The sequence below is a fragment of the Caballeronia sp. NK8 genome (assembly GCF_018408855.1).
GTDB lineage: Bacteria > Pseudomonadota > Gammaproteobacteria > Burkholderiales > Burkholderiaceae > Caballeronia.
In genome coordinates this window covers 201,238-216,658 of sequence record NZ_AP024323.1, presented here as the reverse complement: position 1 = coordinate 216,658, position 15,421 = coordinate 201,238, and the positions used below count along the sequence as shown (strand labels likewise).

At 64.4% G+C, this 15,421-nt stretch carries 19 protein-coding genes; 11 read left to right on the top strand and 8 right to left on the bottom strand.

Annotated elements, in window-relative coordinates; translation table 11 throughout:
* Positions 1-201: 201 nt before the first annotated feature.
* From NK8_RS15585 to NK8_RS15565, 5 genes are all read left to right on the top strand, one after another.
* Complete coding sequence (locus tag NK8_RS15585) at positions 202-612, top strand: hypothetical protein (RefSeq protein ID WP_061176837.1); 411 nt, start codon at positions 202-204, stop codon at positions 610-612.
* Between the two features lie 127 nt (positions 613-739).
* Positions 740-1,708, top strand: a complete 969-nt coding sequence (locus NK8_RS15580; RefSeq protein ID WP_213229819.1) for a homoserine kinase — start codon at positions 740-742, stop codon at positions 1,706-1,708.
* Positions 1,709-1,717: 9 nt separating this feature from the next.
* The gene (locus NK8_RS15575; RefSeq protein ID WP_213229817.1) at positions 1,718-2,539 is read left to right on the top strand and encodes a BPSS1780 family membrane protein; all 822 of its coding nucleotides are present in this window, start codon (positions 1,718-1,720) and stop codon (positions 2,537-2,539) included.
* Between the two features lie 104 nt (positions 2,540-2,643).
* The gene (locus tag NK8_RS15570; RefSeq protein WP_213229815.1) at positions 2,644-3,105 is read left to right on the top strand and encodes a MarR family winged helix-turn-helix transcriptional regulator; all 462 of its coding nucleotides are present in this window, start codon (positions 2,644-2,646) and stop codon (positions 3,103-3,105) included.
* A 132-nt stretch (positions 3,106-3,237) separates the two neighbouring features.
* Positions 3,238-3,657 carry an organic hydroperoxide resistance protein gene (locus NK8_RS15565; RefSeq protein WP_162067039.1) on the top strand — a complete coding sequence of 140 codons (420 nt, stop codon included), beginning with the start codon at positions 3,238-3,240 and terminating at the stop codon, positions 3,655-3,657.
* A 63-nt stretch (positions 3,658-3,720) separates the two neighbouring features.
* Here the strand turns inward: NK8_RS15565 and NK8_RS15560 are convergent, their stop codons facing one another.
* Both NK8_RS15560 and NK8_RS15555 read right to left on the bottom strand, forming a co-directional pair.
* Positions 3,721-3,894, bottom strand: a complete 174-nt coding sequence (locus tag NK8_RS15560; protein WP_087131518.1) for a DUF3563 family protein — start codon at positions 3,892-3,894, stop codon at positions 3,721-3,723.
* Positions 3,895-4,033: 139 nt separating this feature from the next.
* Complete coding sequence (locus tag NK8_RS15555) at positions 4,034-5,212, bottom strand: PHB depolymerase family esterase (RefSeq protein ID WP_213229813.1); 1,179 nt, start codon at positions 5,210-5,212, stop codon at positions 4,034-4,036.
* Positions 5,213-5,523: 311 nt separating this feature from the next.
* Here NK8_RS15555 and NK8_RS15550 point away from each other — a divergent pair, with 311 nt between their 5' ends.
* Positions 5,524-6,210 (top strand): phosphatase PAP2 family protein, encoded by a 687-nt coding sequence (locus NK8_RS15550; RefSeq protein ID WP_213229811.1) that lies wholly within the window; start codon positions 5,524-5,526, stop codon positions 6,208-6,210.
* 28 nt (positions 6,211-6,238) lie between these two features.
* Here NK8_RS15550 and NK8_RS15545 read toward each other — a convergent pair whose 3' ends face one another.
* Positions 6,239-7,063: a TOBE domain-containing protein gene (locus tag NK8_RS15545; RefSeq protein WP_213229809.1), complete on the bottom strand. Its 825-nt coding sequence runs from the start codon at positions 7,061-7,063 to the stop codon at positions 6,239-6,241.
* A 45-nt stretch (positions 7,064-7,108) separates the two neighbouring features.
* On the bottom strand, positions 7,109-8,566 hold the full coding sequence (locus NK8_RS15540) for a CHAD domain-containing protein (RefSeq protein WP_213229807.1): 1,458 nt from the start codon (positions 8,564-8,566) through the stop codon (positions 7,109-7,111).
* A 176-nt stretch (positions 8,567-8,742) separates the two neighbouring features.
* Between NK8_RS15540 and NK8_RS15535 the strand changes: the two genes are divergently transcribed.
* The gene (locus NK8_RS15535) at positions 8,743-10,326 is read left to right on the top strand and encodes an inorganic phosphate transporter (RefSeq protein ID WP_213229805.1); all 1,584 of its coding nucleotides are present in this window, start codon (positions 8,743-8,745) and stop codon (positions 10,324-10,326) included.
* A 327-nt stretch (positions 10,327-10,653) separates the two neighbouring features.
* Entirely contained in the window at positions 10,654-10,812 is a 159-nt protein-coding gene (locus NK8_RS15530) for a DUF3309 family protein (RefSeq protein ID WP_086971801.1), read from the top strand.
* A 92-nt stretch (positions 10,813-10,904) separates the two neighbouring features.
* Here NK8_RS15530 and NK8_RS15525 read toward each other — a convergent pair whose 3' ends face one another.
* Both NK8_RS15525 and NK8_RS15520 read right to left on the bottom strand, forming a co-directional pair.
* A complete protein-coding gene (locus NK8_RS15525) occupies positions 10,905-11,213 on the bottom strand; it encodes a hypothetical protein (RefSeq protein WP_213229803.1) in 309 nt (102 codons plus the stop codon).
* Positions 11,214-11,230: 17 nt separating this feature from the next.
* On the bottom strand, positions 11,231-11,455 hold the full coding sequence (locus tag NK8_RS15520; RefSeq protein ID WP_213229800.1) for a hypothetical protein: 225 nt from the start codon (positions 11,453-11,455) through the stop codon (positions 11,231-11,233).
* 278 nt (positions 11,456-11,733) lie between these two features.
* Here NK8_RS15520 and NK8_RS15515 point away from each other — a divergent pair, with 278 nt between their 5' ends.
* The 3 genes from NK8_RS15515 (at position 11,734) to NK8_RS15505 (ending at position 13,265) form a co-directional block, all read left to right on the top strand.
* Positions 11,734-12,006, top strand: coding sequence for a DUF2866 domain-containing protein (locus NK8_RS15515; RefSeq protein WP_162067032.1), 273 nt, complete (start codon positions 11,734-11,736; stop codon positions 12,004-12,006).
* A 93-nt stretch (positions 12,007-12,099) separates the two neighbouring features.
* The gene (locus NK8_RS15510; protein ID WP_213229798.1) at positions 12,100-12,534 is read left to right on the top strand and encodes an MbcA/ParS/Xre antitoxin family protein; all 435 of its coding nucleotides are present in this window, start codon (positions 12,100-12,102) and stop codon (positions 12,532-12,534) included.
* Positions 12,534-13,265 (top strand): RES family NAD+ phosphorylase, encoded by a 732-nt coding sequence (locus NK8_RS15505; protein ID WP_213230376.1) that lies wholly within the window; start codon positions 12,534-12,536, stop codon positions 13,263-13,265. Before NK8_RS15510 ends, NK8_RS15505 begins: the two co-directional genes overlap by 1 nt.
* A gap of 13 nt (positions 13,266-13,278) precedes the next feature.
* Here NK8_RS15505 and NK8_RS15500 read toward each other — a convergent pair whose 3' ends face one another.
* On the bottom strand, positions 13,279-14,580 hold the full coding sequence (locus NK8_RS15500) for a DNA topoisomerase IB (protein WP_225936307.1): 1,302 nt from the start codon (positions 14,578-14,580) through the stop codon (positions 13,279-13,281).
* Positions 14,581-14,651: 71 nt separating this feature from the next.
* Entirely contained in the window at positions 14,652-15,389 is a 738-nt protein-coding gene (locus tag NK8_RS15495) for a metallophosphoesterase (RefSeq protein WP_213229796.1), read from the bottom strand.
* Positions 15,390-15,421: the final 32 nt, after the last annotated feature.

The following is a 15,421-nucleotide window of genomic DNA, read 5'->3' as shown; positions in this document are numbered from 1 at the left end:
GTGAATCGACATTAACACGGAAGAATGCGCGAACCATGAAGTCCCTCTTCGTGTGAGTGCGTGCGATCACACCGTGCAACACCTTTTTGGCAGGTGCAGTCAAATTTCGCGAAAGCAGCGCAAAATAAGGCGTTCGACCCGAGTGAGCCACTGCGTCAGCAACCGTTTTGTTAGAATCCGGCCATCGCCTGGAGAACCATCATGAAGCCGCACCTTTGCGCCGCCGCCGCGGCAGTCCTCGCCGCAGCAAGCCTCGGCGCATTTGCGCAACCGGCGCAGCCAGCCGCCAACGCAGCACCGCAACCCGCGGCGCAGAAAATGTCGCCGGAAGAAGCCGCGGGCCTTCCGGACCTGAAAGCCATCAACCGTCCGCCCGCCAATGTCAGCTCGAAAGTCGAGATTTCGCCGCCGCGCGTGCCGAGCTATCACGAACTGAGCACCAATGGCACCGAAATCACCGAATTCCGCGACAAAGGCAAGCCCGTCGAAATCGACGTGCGTTCGAATCTCGGCACGCGCTATCAGATGAGTTCGCCCGCCGATACATCGCCGCAAGTGCGCGACAACGGCAAGGCAAGCACGCGCTTGCCCTCGGTCAACCTGCGTTACTGATCGCCGATCCCGTAAGATTGCTTCGGACCCGCTCCTTCCAAGCGGGTCGCGGCACTGTGGCTTCCTGCCCGGCGCCATCGTTCACAGGCCCGCTCCTGGCCGTCCAACCTGACCGACGTTTTCCTGCATGGCTGTCTTCACTCCCGTCACCAACGCCGAACTCGGCGACTGGCTGCAAGACTACGATCTCGGCGATGTCGTCGAATTTCGTGGCATCCAGTCGGGCATCGAGAACAGCAACTTCTTTCTCACGACGACGCACGGCGAGTTCGTCCTGACGATCTTCGAGAATCTCACGGCGACGCAACTGCCGTTCTATCTCGATCTGATGCGTCATCTGGCATCGCATCGCGTGCCGGTGCCCGATCCGATGCCGCGCCGCGACGGCTCGCTGTTCGGCCTGCTGCACGGCAAGCCCGCGAGCATCGTGACGAAGCTCGAAGGCGCGCCCGAGCTTGCGCCCACGCCCGCGCACTGCATCGAAGTCGGGCAGATGCTCGCGCGCATGCATCTCGCAGGTCGCGACTTCTCGCAGCATCAGCCGAATCTGCGCAGCCTTTCGTGGTGGCAGGAGAAGGCGCCGTCGATCGTCGGATTTCTGAGCCCGGAGCAACGCGCGTTGTTCGAGAGCGAACTCGCGCATCAGACGGCGTTCTTCGGCTCGGCGGACTACGCGTCGCTGCCGGACGGCCCGTGCCACTGCGATCTGTTTCGCGATAACGTGCTGTTCGCGCCCGGCCGCGAGCACGCGCGTCTGGGCGGCTTCTTCGACTTCTACTTCGCGGGCGTCGACACATGGCTCTTCGACGTCGCCGTGACCGTGAACGACTGGTGCATCGATCTCGCGACGGGCGCGCTCGACCCGGCGCGCGTCGATGCGATGCTGCGCGCCTATCAGACGGTGCGTCCGTTCACGCCCGCCGAGGAGCGTCACTGGAACGACATGCTGCGCGCAGGCGCGATGCGTTTCTGGGTCTCGCGCCTGTTCGACTTTTATCGCCCGCGCGAAGCACAGATGCTGAAGGCGCACGATCCCGGCCATTTCGAACGCATTCTGCGCGAACGCGTCAAAGCCGCTTCCCCCCTCAACCGATAACCCTGCGACATGCGACTGATCGAAGTTCCCGCCAAGACCGGCTACGTGTGGTTCCGTCAGGGCATCTGGCTGTTCCGCCGCAACCCGTTTGCGTTTCTCACGGTGTTCTTCGCCTATCTGTTCGTGATGACGCTGATCTCGCGCGTGCCGCTCATCGGCCCGATTCTGCCGCTCCTGTTCATTCCGGGCGTCGCGGTCGGCTTCATGGCGGCGTGCCGCAACACGATCGCGGGCAAGCCGGTCTGGCCGACGGTTCTCGTCGACGGCTTCCGCTCGTACGGCGGCATCGTCGCGCGCCGGCTGCTCGCGCTGGGCGCGCTGTATATCGTTGCGATGGCCGCGATTTTCGCGGCATCCGCGCTCGTCGACGGCGGCACGCTGCTCAGCCTCATGATGGGCGACGCCCCGACCGGGGATCCAGAGACGGTCGCCGCGAGCTTCAGTCCGCTCGCGGTGCTCGTCGCGATGGCGTGCTATCTCCCTGTCGCGATGCTGTTCTGGTTCGCGCCGATCCTCGTCGCGTGGCATGACGTGCCGCCCGCGAAGGCGCTGTTCTTCAGCCTCGTTTCTTGCTGGCGCAACCGTGGCGCGTTCGTTTACTACGGCGTGCTGTGGATCGTCATCGCGCTCGCGGTGTCGTTCGGCCTCACCGCGCTGATGCAGGCGCTCGGCGCGGGTCAGGAAATGGCGCTCGCGGTGCTGATGCCAGCATCGATCATCGTGACGACCGCGCTGTATTGCTCGTTCTACGCGACCTATCGCGGCTGCTTCGGCGTGCAATCGCCCGATTCGCCGGACATTCCCGACGCGCCCGGCACACCGAACGCCTGACCGAAACGCCGCGCGCGGCGAACGCGCGCGGCGATCCTTCGTGCGCGAAGCATTGCACGTACACTAGCGCCATCGGCCGCCCCGGCCTTTCTGCCGCGCCCTCCATGACTTCGCCCGACGCCTCGCCCGACTTCCCGCTCGAACTCGATCAGCAGTTGTGCTTCGCGCTCTATTCGACATCGCTCGCGATGACAAAGGCGTACAAGCCGCTTCTGGAGAAGCTCGGGCTGACGTATCCGCAATATCTGACGATGCTCGTGCTCTGGGAAGCCGACGATCTGACCGTGAAGGACATCGCCGCGCGTCTCGCGCTGGATTCCGCGACGATGACGCCGCTGCTCAAACGCCTCGAAGCGCAGGGATATGTCGAGCGCGTGCGTGGAGTCGAGGACGAGCGGCAGGTTCATATCCGGCTGACTGACGTCGGTCGCGATCTCAAACGCGCCGCCCGGGCGATTCCGCCGGAAATCTACTGCGCATCGGGCACCGATGCCGACGCCATGCTTCGCTTGCGCGACGACCTCGTACGCTTGCGCGCTTCGCTCAACGAATACCTCGACGCGTGACCGTCGCCCGATAGCGAATCCTCAACGAATCGATTGGTAATTTTTAATTTGCACGCTAATTATTATCGCGATATATTTAGTCCGTGGTTCACGCAGTACCCAACCGACAACCGAAACCGACGGAGAGAAAAGATGAGCATTCTGTACAAGGCAACCGCGACGAGCACGGGCGGACGTGATGGCCGCGCAGTGTCTTCGGACGAGCAACTGAACGTGAAATTGAGCGCGCCGAAGGAACTCGGCGGATCGGGCGCGCCGGGCACGAACCCTGAGCAGCTTTTCGCGGCGGGCTATTCGGCCTGCTTCCTGTCGGCGATGAAGTTCGTCGGCGGCCAGCAAAAGCGCGCGGTGCCGGCCGATACGACAGTCACGGCAGACGTGGGCGTCGGCCCGAACGATGCGGGCGGTTTCAAGCTCGACATCGAATTGCGCGTTTCGTTGCCGGGCCTCGATGCCGCAGAAGCGCAGGCATTGGTGGATGCCGCGCACAAGGTCTGTCCTTACTCGAACGCCACGCGCAACAACGTCGACGTGCGCGTGAAGGTCATCTGAGATAGCGAGAACGAAAAAAGCCGGCCCACGGGGCCGGCTTTTCCGAACTGCTGAAGCAGAAACTTAGTTCGACATCCACGACGGATGACGCGCCGTCACGCGCTGGTCCAGCTTCTTCATACGATATTCGAGATCGTAAATATCCGTCGCTTCAGCGAGATAAGCGTCGTCGCGCTCGCGATCGCGTTGGTCGGCGGATTTGGTCAGGAACAGGAAAATACGGCTGAGCAGGAACATGGTGGGCCTCGCTTGAATACTGGGGTAACTACCTATGAAACTGATTATAGGGTAATCCCTGATCCAACACCAGCCCTGTTTGCTAGAACGCTGATACTAAAGACTAAATTGCAACACTCGAAACGCTGTCCGCCCGCCCTCAGGCGACGTACACATCGCGCGCAGCCACGCTGGGCCGCCGCTGGTGCTTGAAAAACTCCCACATCAGCGCCGACGAGTCCGGACCCTTTGACGAGTGGAACGCCACGGTATCGTCGCCGCCGGCCCATGAATGACCGAGGCCGCGCACGATCGCTGTCTTCACCACACGCCTGCCGTTCTTGACGTAATCCGTCACGACGCCGTCCGACTGCGTTTCCTCCCGTGTTTCGCCCGCGCGGCGATTGCCCGCCGCATCGACGAAGCCGTTCAGCCGAAGAAACTGTTTCGCCAGTTGTCCGGCGTTCGCCGACGTGACGACCGAGTCCAGTTCGCCATGCACGATGATCGCCGGCATGCCCGGATACTCGCGAACATCGACAGCCGCGTCGATCAGCGTGACGGGATCGGTGCGGCTGCCGCGGCGCATCACGTCCATTGCGCCGATGGCCGAGCGCGCCTCGCCGAAGACCACGCCCGAATGCAGGCCGACGGCCGCAAACAGATACGGATAACGCACAGCCAGAAGCGCCGCGAGCCCCGCACCCGCCGACATGCCGGCGACATATACGCGCTCCGGATCCAGGTTGTGTTGCTCGACCATCGCGCCCACGAGGGACACGACCGAAGCGGCCTCGCCACCGCCGCCCGCGCCCGAATCGTCGTACCAGCGCCAACAGCGATGCGCGTGATCGTGCTTCGACTGCTCCGGATAGAGCACCGCGAAGCCGTACCGGTCCGCGAGCAGGTTGATGCGCGTACCTTGCGCGAACTCGTCGGCGTTCTGCTTGCAGCCGTGCAGCATCACGACGAGCGGCATCGGCTCCAGACTGTCTTTCGGCGGAAGGTAAAGCGCGTACGACATGTGATTCACGAAGCGGCCGGCCGTGGGCGGCGCTGAGTGATACGAGCGCGCCCATTTCCCGCGCGCCCAGGCGGAAGCGCGTGGCCGCACGCGTGACTCGCGCATGGCCGGGCGCGCACCGGCGCGAGGCGCGCCAGTCGCCTTGGCGGTTGCGGTCGCTTTGGTGGCCGCGCCCGACTTCAGCTTTGACTTGACGGTCTTCGCGCGCGCGGGCTTGGCCGCCGGGCGGGGCTTCGGTGCGCGAAACGATTCCACTTGGCCGGCGACCAGGCGTCTCAAGCCGCGCAACCAGAGCTTGGTAAGGCTTTTCGACATTCGGCTGGGTCCTCCACAAACATGCAAGTCGACGGGCGCGACGAAAGATCGCGCCGAGTTGTGCATTGCACAATAACACCAAACATGGCTGAACGGCGCGCGCCCGCTACTCACATATCGAGATGAAATAACGGAAATTCAACACTAAAGGCAAAATTAAACGTAAGTTACGCGATGTAACGGTCAGCTTGGTTTAAGCAATGTCGCATAATTCAGCATCTTCCCAAGCGTTATACTTGTGTTCATCTGCGGCGGCGCACACTAACCGTTCAGCAAGAGCATCATTCGTTCCCAAGCATCCAAGAATACTAATGACCGTAGATTTGCCCACTTCCATCTGGATCTCCATCACCGCGCTCGGCAGCGTCGGCGTCATGGGTCCTGCGGCGCTCATCGTCGCCGCATGGCTCGCACTCGGCTATCGCTGGAAATATGCGCTTGCATGGCTCGCATTGCTCGGCGCGGCGAGCGGCCTGGTCGCGTTGAGCAAGATCGCGTTCATCGGCTGGGGCATCGGCGTGCGTCATCTCGATTTCACCGGCATCAGCGGACACGCGCTTATGTCGACGGCGGTTATGCCGGTCGCGATTTTCGTCGCGCTGTTGCCCGCGCGCAGCGCAATCCGCGCGGCCGGCGCCGCGATCGGCCTGCTGCTGGGCGTGTGGGTCGGAGTATCGCGCGTCGTGCTCGACGCGCATTCGGTGTCGGAAGTGGTGGCGGGCTGCGCGCTCGGCGCGGTGGTCGCGCTGGCGTTCGTGTGGATCGCGTGGCGAGCCGAGTCCGGCAAGCTTGCGCCGACGCCCGTCGCCGCGAGTCTCGCGGCAGTCGTCGTGGCCCTGCATGGCGTGCCGGTGCCGACTCAGCACTGGATCACCGAAATCGCGCTCGGGCTGTCGGGCCACGAGCGCCCTTACGTGCGGGCGAGCTGGAAAGCGAAAACCTATCGCGCCCCTGAGCGCCGCACCGAAGTTCCATCCAAGGAACGCGCGGCCGCCTGACGCGGCCCGCGCCTTCGTGGCGTGACGCTCAGTCGTTCACGCCGATGATCACGCTCGATGCCTTGATCACCGCCACAGCCTTCTGACCTTGCGCGAGGCCGAGCGAGTCGGCGCTCTGATTCGTGATGATCGCGGTGACGGTGGTGCCGCCGTCGAGCGAAAGCGTCACTTCGGCGTTCACCGCGCCCTTCGTTACGCTGGCAACCGTGCCGCGCAACTGATTGCGTGCCGAAAGTTTCGCGTTCGTGTCTTCCATCAGCATGACCCACGACGCCTTGATGAGCGCAAACGCGTCGCTGCCTTCCTTCAGCCCCAGCGACTGAGTGCTTTCATGCGTGACGACCGCGACGATCGTCTGGCCGCCTGGCAAACCGAGTTCGATTTCATCGTTCACCGCACCGCGCGTGACCTTCGTCACCTTGCCGGCCAGTTGATTGCGTGCGCTTGTTTTCATTCCTAGTCTCCCGATCAGTTGCCAGTCATGGGCGAAGCCTTCGATGGCCGCGCCCGCTCTTTCCAGAAATCTTCGATGCTCGCGCTCGACCGCGCGGTACGTGTCGATGAGGCGCAGCGCCGCCGGCGTCAGCGTCGTTCCGCCGCCGCCCCGGCCGCCCGCCGCGGTCGTCACGAGCGGTTCGCCGGCCAGGTTGTTCATGGTATCGACTGCATCCCACGCGGCCTTGTAGCTCATGCCGACGGCCTTCGCCGCGCCGGTGATCGATCCCGCATCGCGAATCGCAGCCAGAAGGGCGATGCGTGCCGCGCCGCCGAGCGTCTCCGTGCCGCTGCTCAGCCACACGGAGCCACCGAGTTTCAGCGGGTCGCGCACCTTTGGCAGTGCTGTTTTGGTCATCTGTTGCCTCTGCGGACGTGCCGAAACGATGAAACGCGAACCGCATTATATCGACGGCCTCACACGCGGACGATGCATCGAGCGAAGCAGCCGCTCGCCTTCCTGCGCGTCCTTTCTCGCCGACGCCGCGCCCCACGCCCGCGCGAAGCCGCGCTGGTAATCGCTGGCCTCGGGAATGGCCGCGAGCCGGTCGGCGGCGACGGCCGCATCGTTCGCTTCGCCGAGCACCGTCTGCAATTCGCCGAGCCGCTGCGCCGTTTGCTTGCGCGTGCGCCGCGACGTGACCGAGCGGAAGAATTCGAGCGCATAGCGCAGCCGCTTCGCGTGAATACGCACGCGATGCCGCTCGCGCGCTTCCAGCGATGCGAGATCGGGCGCGCGCGCGATGCGCCGGTAGTCCTTGCGAATGCGCTTCGCGGCATAGCTGACCAGCCGTACCGGCTCTGCGTCTTCCTGCGAGGCGAAGCGCGCAAGCCATTCGACGAACGCGAGCGTCAGACGCGCGTAACGCTTCGACGCGAGCGCGTCGCGCACCGCGTCCCGCGCGACGCGCCGCTTGATGTCGGCGGCGGCGATGAGCGTCTGCCAGCGCTCGGCGCTGTCGTCTGCTTCGGCGTAGGCGGGCAGCGTTTGATCGGTAAAGACGTCCCAGTCGCGCGCATTGGCGAGCAGATCGCCGAACCACTCGAGATCCGGCGCGATGCGCGTATTCCAGGCATCGTCGACATAGCTTTTGAAGAGTTTCAACAGCGTCTTCAGGCGCCGCTGCGCGACACGCAACTGATGCACATGCTCATCGCCGAGACTTGCATGCGATGCAGCCGCGTTGCCGAACCAGTGTTGCGCCACCGACGCCGCGATCGCGACGAACGCCTCGTGGCGCGTCGCGGTGCGCGGCAGATCGAGCCGTGCCGCATGCACGGGCGCCGTCTCTGATTCCTGCGCTTCGTCCGGCGCGACGAAAAACGACGCTGCGTCGATGACCTCGCCCGCGAGCCGGAACACCGCATCGAACGCGCCACCCACCGACGCCGCCGCGAGCCGCAAAATCGGCGGCCCGTTGCTGGAGGCTTCGAGCGTGGCGAGGACATCCGCGCCGCCCGCGTCGATACGCCATTCGATGCGCTCGATCTCACGCTCCAGATCGGTATCCGGCAGCGGCCCGTCGAGCGGTTCGCGCAACGCATCGTCGGCCTGGGCGAATTCCCTCAGCGATGCCGCCAGATCGTCGCTCGCAGGCCGCGCGAAGGTCCGATAACGCGTGAAGCCGGAAATCGGCGTGCCTTCCTCCTGCACGGCGCACAGCGTGCGCGCGCCGTCCAGCGTGTCGATCGACAGCCGCCAGCCCGGCACCTTCAGCGGAATCTCCCGTGTCGTGAAGCGCGCACGCACGGGCGTCACGTCCGCGAAGGCGGCAATGCGCTGCAACGCGTCGGCAAGCGCGCCGACGGAACCTGAGCTGGAACGATGCGATTGCAGCGCAACTTCGACCCACACCGTCATGAAGACTCCCGAAGCGGTCTCGCGCCGCTATCAAGTCATACGAAAAGCCAGTTTTTCCGAAGTCATGAAATCGACACATGGCGCGGGAAACATGGCCATTTGTGCTTCTGAACGCTGCTCGTCTGCCTTTCAACTCCTCACACGACCTCGCGCAAGGCCGGCCCCAAGGACGCGACATGAACCAGATTGCCTTCCCTTCCCAGAACGGCCGCACGCCCGGACAGCGAATCGCGCTGCTGGTGTTCCTGCTCGCGATCTTCGCGGGCGCCGTGTACTGCATCATGCATCTGCTCGACGACCTCGCGCCGGTGCGCGAATCGTCGGCGTTTCCGTACATCATGCTTGCCATCGCGCTGCTGATCGCGCTGGGCTTCGAGTTCGTCAACGGCTTTCATGACACGGCCAATGCCGTCGCAACCGTAATTTACACGCACTCGCTGACGCCGAACCTGGCTGTCGTCTGGTCGGGCGCATGGAATTTCATCGGCGTGCTGGTGTCGAGCGGCGCGGTGGCGTTCGGCATCCTGCAACTGCTGCCGGTCGAGCTGATCATCGGCGTGGGCAGCTCGCAAGGCTTCGCGATGGTGTTCGCACTGCTGATCGCGGCGATCATCTGGAATCTCGGCACCTGGGCGCTCGGTCTTCCTTCTTCGAGTTCGCATACGCTGATCGGTTCGGTGATCGGCGTCGGCCTGATGAATCAGATGCTGCACGGGACCAACGGCACGTCGGGCGTCGACTGGAGCCAGGCGGCGTCGGTGGGCAAATCGCTGCTGTTCTCGCCGATCGTCGGCTTCGTCGCCGCCGGTTTCCTGCTGTATGTGCTGAAGCTCGTCGTGCGCGTGCCGGCGCTCTACAAGGAGCCGAAGAAAAACACGCCGCCGCCGTTCTGGATTCGCTGCCTGCTGATTCTCACCTGCACGGGCGTGTCGTTCGCGCACGGCTCCAACGACGGCCAGAAAGGCATGGGCCTCATCATGCTGATCCTGATCGGCACCGTGCCGACCGCCTACGCGCTGAACAAGGCTGTGACGGCGAACGAGACGCAGACCTTCGTCGCGGTGAGCCACAGCGCATCCGACGTGCTGCAGCGCTACACCAACGGCGCGGCGCCCGCCGCCGACGCGCGCGGCCAGGTCGAGAAGTTCGTGCAGACGAAGACGCTCGCGCCGGACACGATCGCATCGCTGAAGAGCGTGGTGGATTCGATCGAAGCGCAGATCCGCCCGAGCCAGACGATCGCCGCCGTGCCGCAAGACAACGTCCGCAACGTGCGCAACCAGATGTACATTGCGTCCGAAGCGCTGCGCATCATGGAAAAGCAGAAGACGCCCGCGTTCTCCGCCGATGACACCGCCGTGCTCGACAACTACAAGAAGCAGCTCGACCACGCGACCAAGTTCATCCCGACGTGGGTGAAAGTCGCCGTCGCGGTGGCGCTCGGCCTCGGCACGATGGTCGGCTGGAAGCGCATCGTCGTGACGGTCGGCGAGCGCATCGGCAAGTCGCATCTGACGTATGGACAAGGCGCGTCGGCGGAACTCGTCGCGATGCTGACCATCGGCGCCGCCGATGTCTACGGCCTGCCGGTCAGCACGACACACGTGTTGTCATCGGGCGTCGCGGGCACGATGGCCGCGAACGGCTCGGGCCTGCAATGGCGCACCGTGCGCAGCCTCGCGCTCGCGTGGATCCTCACGCTGCCGGTATCGATCGCGCTCGCGGGTTTGCTGTTCTGGGCCTTCCGCGGCTTGTTCTGACCTCACTTCGGCGTTTCACGAACGGCGCGAAGAATCCCGTCGACGGCTCTTCACGCCGTGCAACTTTTGCCCGCCCCACCGCATTTCCCCTCTCCTTTTCGACAATCGTATGCTCACGCGCGCGCTCACCAGAACTGCGAGCGCCTTGTTCCACGGGCTTTCACGCGCGCTGGCATGACCGTTGCTCTATTGCTCTCGTCGATCGCACAACGGATCTGCCGGCGGCATGAGCCGCCGATCCCCTGGCGTATGACTGTCGATGACAGTTGGGAGGCCGCGCCGGGCGCCGATTCGCCCACGCGGTCTATTTGAACAAGGAGAAGTCGAATGACGATCGGAACCATACTGCTGATCATCCTGATCCTGATTCTGATCGGCGCCATACCTTCGTGGCCGCACAGCCGCAGTTGGGGCTACGGACCGAGCGGGATCGTCGGCGTCGTGCTGATCGTGGTGATCGTCCTGCTGCTGATGGGTCGCCTATGACGCATTGCGGCTGCCAGCCGGGTTGGGCCGCACAGAAAAAGGGGCGCTCCGTCGGGGCGCCCCTTTTGTCGTCTACGCTTTGTGAGGTGTTTCTAGACCCGCATCACCTGGCCGTTCGGCTCGATCTTGCGCGGGATGACCGGTTCGGTCTGTTTCGGCGATGATGCCTTCGGCCGCGGCGTCACCGGCGGCTGTTCGATGGCGGTCTTGTCAGCGACCTGCTTCACCGTGGTTGCGCTCTTGCGCTTCTTTTTGGCCGAGGCCTGCGTGCTCGCGTGCGCTTTGCTCTTGCCCTTGACGCTCTGTGCTTCGGGAGGATTCCAGACTTCCGTGTAGCGCTCGGCCGCAAAAAGCGTCGACGAGCCGATCAGAAGAACGACGATCAGGAATACGCGCTTCAAGTGATTCGCTCCAACGATTAGTGACCCGCTCTGCGCGAGAGGATGGCGTCGAGCGACTGCTCGGATGTTTGCAGCTCGCGCAACGCGGCGTCGAGACGCGCAAGCGCACGTGCGACGAAGCGCCCGTCCTGACCGGACTCGGGCTCGCCTCGCGTGGCGTCGAACGCTGCGTGGACCGCGCGCGTCGCGCGCATGAACCGTTCGAGCGCGGCGGCTTCGAGCGGATCGTTGCGTGGATTCATCGGCAACCTCCCTGTCGCGGACAACCTGTACGAATATACAGTAAGCGGTCGCAGCGGCAAACAGGCGGCGCGCGCCGTGGTGAAAATGCCGAAGCGCCTCTTGACCGGCACGCCAGCCCGACTTCCGTGGCATGCGGCGGCATTTCGCCGCGCCTCCCGGCCGCGCCCTCGCGCATTAAGTCCCCCTTAATTCTCTGCCGACACACTCGACTCACGATCCGGCTCCATCGCCCCCGTCCGCATCGGACGGCCGAGCCACTACCGTGAGGAATGTTGCCATGCCCGCCAATACCGCCGCGCGCCGACGCCCCGCCAACCTCGCACCGACGTTGCGCAAGCAGTATGCGCTCACCCTGCGCGAATGCCGTCTGTCCCTGCCCGTCGAACCGCCCTGGGGCCCGGCTTATCGCATGGTCGAGTGGGCGCTGAAGAACGATCCGCGCGTCCAGCGCCGTGTGGTTCCCGCCGATTGCACGCCTTCCCAGATCGCCGATGCGCTCAAGTCCCATGTACCCGGCCGCCGCTACGGCCCATCCGACGACGAGGACTGATCCGGCGCTGCAAGCAGAAACACTCATGGCATGCTTGTATTAATCCAAATATGGACTAATATTCGTTGAAAGTTCCTTTGGAGACTCAACGACATGCCCAACGCCGCACACGCCACCGCGTCGGCCGGCCATCCGGTGCCGCGTCCGGCGCTTGATTCAAGCGATCTTTCTGCCGCCGGGCTGCGCGCATTCTTCAATATTGCGCGTGACTGGTCGCTTTCCGCCGAAGAGCAGATCACGCTGCTCGGCTCGCCCGGGCGCTCCACGTACTTCAAGTGGAAGCATGACCCCGAGTCCGCGCGGCTCGCGCGCGATACGCTGGAGCGCCTGTCGCTGATTCTCGGCATCTACAAGGCGCTGCAAATCCTTCTGCCCGACCCGAAAGCCGCCGATACCTGGATCCGTCGTCCCAACGCCGCGCCGCCCTTCGGCGGTCATCCGGCGCTCGATCGTCTGCTGGCGGGCAACATCAGCGATCTCGTCGCCGTGCGCCAGTATCTCGACGCAATGCGAGGCGGCTGGGCGTGATGGGGATCGCATTCAGCAAGGACACATCGAACTGGCGCGAACGATGGCCGCACGGTCTGCTCGACTGGACGCCCGCATACCGCGTGATTCCGACACGTTTTCCGGCCGTCAATCTCTTCGACCGGGTCGCGTCGCCGCAGGATTTCGAGGCGCTCTACGCGCTCGAAGCGATGACCAACGACCGCCTGCGCACCGAAGTCGGCGAACTGGATCTCGTGCCGCCCGAGGAACGCTGCTTCGGGCCGGGATGCGGGCCGATCATGGCGGCGTTCACGCATCTGAACCCGAACGGCAGCCGCTTTTCCGACGGCAGCTACGGCGTGTTCTACTGCGGTCGCGAACGGCAGACGGCGATCGCGGAGACGCGCTATCACTCGGGTCTCTTTCTCGCGGCCACGAACGAAGCGCCGCTGCGTCAGCAGATGCGTCTCTACACGGTGCGGGCGCACGGCGAAGTCGTCGATCTGCGCGGCGATGCGATCGCCGAGGCGGGACTGGATCCGCGCATTCTCGCGCCGGATGATTACGGCCCGGGCAAGGCGCTCGGCCGCGCGGTGCGTGCGGCGGGCGCGCGGGGAATCGCGTATCCGTCGGTGCGCGATCCGGAAGGCGAATGCCTCGCCGCCCTGCGCACGACGATGCTGCGCGACTGCCGTCACGCGGCCTATCTCGAGTACAACTGGAACGGCGAGACGGTCGACTATGTGTTCGAACTGAACCAGATCGGCTGACCGGGCAAACGTTTCACGCGCCTGAACCGATCGCCACCGCGGTTTCGGTGCGCGTGCGCGCCAGCTTCTTCGACGCCGGCCGCGCGGCCTTTTTCGCCGGCTTTCGGACGACCTGATCCAGCGCCTGGCTCGCCGGATTCTTGCCGCTCGCCTTGAGCGCACCGGCGCGCGCCTTGCGGCTCGATTCGGTGAGCAGCTTCGTGATGCGCGTGTCGCTCGGCGCAGCGCCCTTTCGGTTCTTGCGCGCCGCCTCGCGGGTGCGGCGCTTCGCTTCCTTCTCGAGGAAGATCGCGAGCGCGGCTTCATCGGTCTTCAATCCGTGGCGGCGCGACGCGGGCAGCGTTTCCGCCAGTTCGCCCGCCTCGAATGCGTCGATGACTGCAGGATGCACGTAGCACTTGCGGCACACGGCAGGCGTGTTGCGCAGCAATTGCGCAACTTCCTTAATCGTGCCGACGACATGCTTGCGCGCCTCCGTCACCGTCTCCCATTTGAGCCTTCTGAGCGCCGCGAGCGCGAACACGCTGCCGGCCCACGTCCGATAGTCCTTCGCGGTGAAATCCGCGCCGGTGATCTCGTGCAGATATTCGTTGATGTCCGATGAACTGACCGAATGACGCGTGCCGTCCGCATCGAGATACTGGAAGAGATCCTGACCGGGCAGATCCATGCAGCGCTTGACGATGCGGGCGACTCGCGTATCGCTCACGGCGACATCGTGCTCGATACCGCTCTTCCCGCGAAACCTGAACCTCAGCATCCCCGCCGATACTTTCAGATGACGCTTTCGCAACGTCGTCAGCCCATACGAGCGATTCTCGCGCGCGTACTCCTCGCTGCCGACGCGGATCAGCGTCGTGTCGAGCAGGCGCACGACGGTCGCGAGCACCTTGTTGCGCGGCATGCCGTCGAGCGTCAAATCGCGCGCGACGCGTGCGCGCAACTTCGGCAGCACACCGGAGAACGCGAGCATGCGCTCGTACTTGGTGGCATCGCGGGTTTCGCGCCATTGCGGGTGATAGCGATATTGCTTGCGACCGCGCGCATCGCGCCCGGTCGCCTGGAGATGGCCGCGCGCGTCGGGGCAGATCCAGACATCGGTGTAAGCGGGCGGAATAGCGAGCGCATTGATGCGGCGAATCTCCGCTTCATCGTCGATGCGCCTGCTCTGCGTGTTGAAGTACGCGAATGCGCCGTCGGTCCATTCGCGCGTATAGCCGCGCCGCGAATCGTCCATGTAGCGCAAGCCCGGCGGCAGATCCTCGGGGCAGCCCTGCACGCCTCCCGTCTCGATGTCGTTTCCGATTCGTGCCACCTTGCGCCTCGCCACTATGCGTTCGATTGATGGCGAAACATCGAGCAACGCGCGTGCCGGACTACCTGGGTTCAGGGCAGCGGGAGCGCGCCCGCACCTTCCGCCGTGGCCCAGCGCTCCTTGACGGACCAGCGCTCGTCGGTGCCGGGCTGAACGATCGTGAGCCGCCCTTCCGACGCAAACGCGCCGGTATCGATGAAGATCTGCGCGCCGATCTGCTTCACCGTGCGCGTCGGCGTGTGGCCGCAGTACGTGGGCGAAAGCCCATATTGCTGACCCGGGTCCGCGTGACCGAGCGCTAGGCCGCGGCCCCACAGAATCTGGTTGCGCACGTCGTCAGGAAATTCGGTGACGTCGAGTTCGGCGTCGCAGCCGAAAAACTCCGCGTGCAGCACATTGAAACGCTGCGCGCCCTCGCCGACGATACGCACCAGCGGCAGCTTCGCGAGCCGCGCCGCGAGCACGGCAAGCTGCTCGTCGCTGACCGATTCCGCCCAGTCGCCGCCGATCGCATACCACGACTGGCGCCGCATCGTGCCGGTCGCGACGGAGATCAGCGAATCCTCGTGATTGCCGCGCACCGCGTAAAACCACGGCTTGTCGATGAGATCGATCGCCGCAAGCGAATCCGCGCCGCGATCGACGAGGTCACCTACGGAGAACAGCCGGTCCCGCGCACCATCGAAGCCGATTTCGTGCAGCAGATAGCGCAGCGCATCGACGCAGCCATGCAGATCGCCGACCACGAAATCGCGGCCGCTCTCGTTGGCAGGATGCCTGCAGACGATAGGATAGGTAGGACCATTCATGCGTCGATGATAGCGCTGCTCAATGACCCCGT

Bases quoted from the DNA above. Each gene is read 5' to 3' on its own strand.
- NK8_RS15515 (WP_162067032.1), top strand. From the start codon at position 11,734: ATGCCCGCCAATACCGCCGCGCGCCGACGCCCCGCCAACCTCGCACCG.
- NK8_RS15535 (WP_213229805.1), top strand. From the start codon at position 8,743: ATGAACCAGATTGCCTTCCCTTCCCAGAACGGCCGCACGCCCGGACAG.
- NK8_RS15585 (WP_061176837.1), top strand. From the start codon at position 202: ATGAAGCCGCACCTTTGCGCCGCCGCCGCGGCAGTCCTCGCCGCAGCA.
- NK8_RS15495 (WP_213229796.1), bottom strand. From the start codon at position 15,389: ATGAATGGTCCTACCTATCCTATCGTCTGCAGGCATCCTGCCAACGAG.
- NK8_RS15550 (WP_213229811.1), top strand. From the start codon at position 5,524: ATGACCGTAGATTTGCCCACTTCCATCTGGATCTCCATCACCGCGCTC.
- NK8_RS15530 (WP_086971801.1), top strand. From the start codon at position 10,654: ATGACGATCGGAACCATACTGCTGATCATCCTGATCCTGATTCTGATC.
- NK8_RS15545 (WP_213229809.1), bottom strand. From the start codon at position 7,063: ATGACCAAAACAGCACTGCCAAAGGTGCGCGACCCGCTGAAACTCGGT.
- NK8_RS15510 (WP_213229798.1), top strand. From the start codon at position 12,100: ATGCCCAACGCCGCACACGCCACCGCGTCGGCCGGCCATCCGGTGCCG.
- NK8_RS15555 (WP_213229813.1), bottom strand. From the start codon at position 5,212: ATGTCGAAAAGCCTTACCAAGCTCTGGTTGCGCGGCTTGAGACGCCTG.
- NK8_RS15560 (WP_087131518.1), bottom strand. From the start codon at position 3,894: ATGTTCCTGCTCAGCCGTATTTTCCTGTTCCTGACCAAATCCGCCGAC.
- NK8_RS15520 (WP_213229800.1), bottom strand. From the start codon at position 11,455: ATGAATCCACGCAACGATCCGCTCGAAGCCGCCGCGCTCGAACGGTTC.
- NK8_RS15580 (WP_213229819.1), top strand. From the start codon at position 740: ATGGCTGTCTTCACTCCCGTCACCAACGCCGAACTCGGCGACTGGCTG.
- NK8_RS15575 (WP_213229817.1), top strand. From the start codon at position 1,718: ATGCGACTGATCGAAGTTCCCGCCAAGACCGGCTACGTGTGGTTCCGT.
- NK8_RS15570 (WP_213229815.1), top strand. From the start codon at position 2,644: ATGACTTCGCCCGACGCCTCGCCCGACTTCCCGCTCGAACTCGATCAG.
- NK8_RS15505 (WP_213230376.1), top strand. From the start codon at position 12,534: ATGGGGATCGCATTCAGCAAGGACACATCGAACTGGCGCGAACGATGG.
- NK8_RS15540 (WP_213229807.1), bottom strand. From the start codon at position 8,566: ATGACGGTGTGGGTCGAAGTTGCGCTGCAATCGCATCGTTCCAGCTCA.
- NK8_RS15565 (WP_162067039.1), top strand. From the start codon at position 3,238: ATGAGCATTCTGTACAAGGCAACCGCGACGAGCACGGGCGGACGTGAT.